5 protein-coding genes are annotated in these 4,386 nt (G+C 37.7%); all 5 read right to left on the bottom strand.

Annotation, left to right across the window (positions count from 1 at the left end; all coding sequences use genetic code 11):
* Nucleotides 1–229 precede the first annotated feature (229 nt).
* Nucleotides 230–910, bottom strand: a complete 681-nt coding sequence (locus AC1DND_RS20995; protein WP_477584582.1) for a 3-keto-disaccharide hydrolase — start codon at nucleotides 908–910, stop codon at nucleotides 230–232.
* 220 nt (nucleotides 911–1,130) lie between these two features.
* The gene (locus AC1DND_RS21000; protein ID WP_477584583.1) at nucleotides 1,131–1,649 is read right to left on the bottom strand and encodes a DUF4269 domain-containing protein; all 519 of its coding nucleotides are present in this window, start codon (nucleotides 1,647–1,649) and stop codon (nucleotides 1,131–1,133) included.
* Nucleotides 1,650–2,045: 396 nt separating this feature from the next.
* Complete coding sequence (locus AC1DND_RS21005; RefSeq protein WP_477584584.1) at nucleotides 2,046–2,648, bottom strand: lipoprotein signal peptidase; 603 nt, start codon at nucleotides 2,646–2,648, stop codon at nucleotides 2,046–2,048.
* The gene (locus tag AC1DND_RS21010; protein WP_025144123.1) at nucleotides 2,648–3,031 is read right to left on the bottom strand and encodes a TraR/DksA family transcriptional regulator; all 384 of its coding nucleotides are present in this window, start codon (nucleotides 3,029–3,031) and stop codon (nucleotides 2,648–2,650) included. The genes AC1DND_RS21005 and AC1DND_RS21010 overlap by 1 nt, the downstream gene beginning before the upstream one ends.
* 30 nt (nucleotides 3,032–3,061) lie before the next feature.
* Nucleotides 3,062–4,386, bottom strand: a 1,325-nt coding sequence (locus AC1DND_RS21015; protein WP_477584585.1) for a DUF5915 domain-containing protein, incomplete at its 5' end; no start/stop codon positions are given.

Consider the following 4,386-nt stretch of genomic DNA (forward strand, 5'->3'; position numbering starts at 1 on the left):
CGAGGCTAACGAGGGGCGTGTCACCTTCTTTAAAAGTTACGTTAATAAATCACGGCTAAAGATTGAGATTTATATGCAAGTACCGTCATCTCGACTGGAACGTAGTGGAATGGAGAGATCTACCCATCCAGATTTAGTTTCGCTGAACACTTCGTGGTTCTCAACTTCGATCACTCCACTCCCAATGCCGATTACGTTGGCCTAAGTAATAAAATTAATAGAGATAAAGCTATTTAGATAACGCTTTAATTGGTTTTAAATCCAATTGTTTAAATTCTACTTCACTACCTTCTGCTTGTAAAGCAATTTGCCCGCTACTTGCAGTGCAATTTGTACCATAGTTTACCATTGTGCCATTTACCCAAACTTTAACTTCGTTATTCAAACATTGAATAACCATGGTATTCCATTCGCCAAGAGGTTTTTCACTGTCGTCTGTTAAATTTTTAATCCGGCGGAGTTTATTCCCATTTACACCCCAGTTTTCTTGAGGCCCACGTCTGGTAACCATATCTGGTACTGTAATATCTTCTTCGATACACCAGAAATCGCCAGCATCTTTATGTTGCATCTGCACTTCCAGCGATTTTGGAAACATACCATACAGTGCCCTTGGTGTTGATGCATGAACTAAAACGCCACAATTGCCTGGTTTGCCAGCAAAGCGATATTGTACCGTTAACTGGTAATTTTTATAAATTTTATCGGTAATCAAGTGGCCCCCTGGTGTACCCAGACTTACCAAGATACCATTGCGTACAATAAATGGATTAATAGTGTCAGGCTTTTTATCCATTGGAGGTACATCTACATGCCAACCGTTTAGATTTTTTCCGTTAAAAAGGCTTTTTTGAGCAAATGATGAGCTGCTAATAATAACTAGTAGTAAAAAGGCATAGTAAAGTTTCATGATATATTTGGTTTTTGTATTCCAAATATATTTTAAAAAATGATGAAATAATAATAGCCGGAATAAAGTATAGGGAAAATAGTGTAAATGGTTGTCATCCTGAATGAAATGAAGGATCTTTATTGAGTGGTTTGAACTTTTGTATTTCTTTGATTAAGATTCTTCACTGCGTTCAGAATGACAGCGATGCTCCAACTCAAGAACTGGTCTTAGCGCCCCGCTAAGATTCTAATTTCAGTAATTCTTCGTATGGATTTCCCTCAAGCTCCAGTAATTTAGCAAATGCTGGCTCCGTTTTATAACCTTGGTTTTTGAGATCAATGATGTCCTGCCTAAATTTTTTGCCCTCGGCTAAGAGTAATTTGTGTTCAATGAGCATATGCCGATAAGCGTTTTGTTGTGTGGTAGGCGTATTTTGTCCGAATATTTCTATTTCGAAACCATCAATGATAAAATTCGCTTTAATCGCGTCGAATTTAGGGCTTTCATGAATGGTGAAGTCTTTTTCAGATCCAAACAGTTCATTTAATTTGTCGATAAATTCATTTTTATCAGAAACTTCGCAGATAATATCCAAATCGCTGTTTTCGATATCGATATTGATTGGAATGGTACCCACAAGTATTGGATGGTAAGGGATAAGCTTTTCTAGAACCCGATTATCTGTTAAAGCATGATAAGCTTTTACTTGTTTTTCATTGCCAGATTGGAGATAAGATATATCGAGGAAGTTGATCATTTATATTTGCAATGGGTTTTTAACCTTTGTTTCTTGCTGTGCCCAAAGTTACTAAACCCGATAGTATGAATGCCAATGCGTTTTAATTCTGCCCTAATTTTTTCTGAAGAAACTGAAGCAAAGCACAAGCTGCATTGGCAGAAAGGATAGCGGGAAGCAGCTTAAATATTGATGCTGGAATTGCTTTTCAAAAACTATTATTACCGTCATTGCGAGAAGGAACGACGAAGCAATCTTTCGTACTTTCGGATCTTGCAATAAAGATTGCTTCGTCGGCTGAAAAAGCCTACTCGCAATAACGATTCTAAAAAAAAAGCCCATCTCAATTAAGAAATGGGCTTTGTATATTCAAGCGCTTAAGATGCTGAATCAAGTTCAGCAGGACGAAACGCAAAATTAATCCTCTACAATCTCACTGTTGATGCTCACATCGTCTTTTACATCTTCTTTAAAGTAGTTTTTCTGGAAGATGAGGATCAGTATCACACCAACTGAAATGGCTGCGTCAGCAAGGTTAAAAACGGGTCTGAAGAAAACAAACTCTTCGCCTCCCCAAATCGGTACCCAGGTAGGGAAGTGGCCTTCTGCAATCGGGAAGTAGAACATGTCTACTACACGACCGTGAAACCAGCTTTCGTAACCATAAATCTTTCCGTAAAATACAGAATCGATAATATTTCCTAGTGCGCCAGAAAAAATCAGTGCAACATTTAGAATTAAACCGCGGTGATATTTATGCTTAATCAGATAATGTAAGCCATAACCAATTCCTGCAACAGCAGCAATACGGAAAAGTGATAAGGCTAATTTGCCAAATTCACCACCAAACTCCATCCCAAAGGCCATCCCATTATTTTCGGTAAAATGGATAATACACCATTTGCCAATAATATGGAACTCCTGACCGAGGTACATGTGCGTTTTAACCCATGTTTTCACCAGCTGATCGGCCAGTAAAACTAAAAAGATAACAATTAAAGGTTTTGTATAGCCTTTCATTAACTCTGCTTTAATTTAGCTTCCATGCTTAAAGTTGCATGAGGAACAGCGCGTAAACGTTCTTTTTGGATTAATTTTCCGGTTTCGCGGCAAATACCATAAGTTTTGTTCTCGATACGCACCAATGCATTCTCAAGGTTGTCAATAAATTTTTTCTGACGTGCAGCCAATTGATTGATCTGCTCTTTTTCCATTGTTGCAGAACCGTCTTCTAATGTTTTGTACGCACCTGAAGTATCTTCTGTTCCGTTTGCGTTTGGATTACTCAAAGAAGTGGTTAAAGAGTTAAGTTCCTCTTTCGCCATGCGTAATTTATCTTGAATTAATTCTTTAAATTCTTGTAATTCACTGTCTGAGTAGCGTGTTTTGTTGCTGTTTTCCATGTTCTTTTTCTAATTTTCTAATATATGGATTTATATTTTAGTTACTGAAATGCTTAACTCAACATCGTCGATAACGATTTTGTTTGCATTATTTACAGTATCTGTTAATTCAAATTCATCGGCCAATATTTCCGCGCAAATGTAATCCTTGTTTTTGGAAACTGCGCCGGCCACCAAGTTATCATTTTGTAACGAAACTTTAATCCTATCTGTTACTTCAAAGTTTAATTCTTTTCGCAAGTTTTGGATACGGTTAACCAATTCGCGAGAAATACCTTCTTGTTTCAGCTCTTCTGAGATGGTAACATCCAAAGCAACAGTTAAACTGCCCAGGTTGGTTACCTGCCATCCTGGAATATCTTCGGCAAAAACCTCAACGTCATCATTTAAATTGATGGTAAATTCTTCTCCGTTGCTTCCAACTACGATAATGAAACCGTCGTTTTCTAAACGTTGGATATCATCTTGATTGGAATTTTCTAAAGCCTCTTTAACTAAGCTCATATCTTTTCCAACTTTTTTACCCAAAGATTTGAAGTTTGGTTTCAGCTTTTTCTTAACGATACCATGCGTATCGGTAATGAACTCGATATGTTTAACATTCGTTTCAGAAAGGATATAATCTGCAACCTTTGATATTTTTTGTTCGAAATCGCCACTTAAAGATGGGATTAAGATTTTCTCAAGTGGTTGACGCACATTAATGCCAGATTTTTTACGCAGCGATAAAACCATCGATGAAATATCCTGGGCGTAAACCATACGCTCGTTCAAATCGGTATCTATTAAACTTTGATCAGCCTCTTTCCATAAAGTTAAATGTACCGACTGCTCTGCATGTGCATCGGTAACGGTTAAGTTTCTATATAACCAATCGGCAAAGAAAGGCGCAACAGGACTCATCAACTGTGCCAAGGTTTCCAAACAAGTATATAATGTTTCGTAAGCCGCACGTTTATCATCTGTCATTTCGCCTTTCCAGAAACGGCGGCGACTTAACCTGATGTACCAGTTACTCAACTGTTCATCAACAAAAGCCTGAATAGCACGGGTAGCTTTCGTTGGTTCGTAAGTGTTGTAACTTTCATCAACTTCGTTGATTAGGGTTTGCAACAACGATAAAATCCAGCGGTCTAATTCCGTTCTGTCTTCAACTTTGCTTAAATTATTTTTATCGATCTCGAATTTATCGATATTGGCGTACAGGGCAAAGAAAGCATAAGTATTGTAAAGTGTTCCGAAGAATTTACGGCGCACTTCAGCAATTCCATCAATGTCAAATTTTAGGTTATCCCAAGGATTTGCATTAGAAATCATGTACCAACGCGTGGCATCAGCACCATACTCGTTAATGG

This window comes from Pedobacter sp. 01N416 (assembly GCF_056399685.1).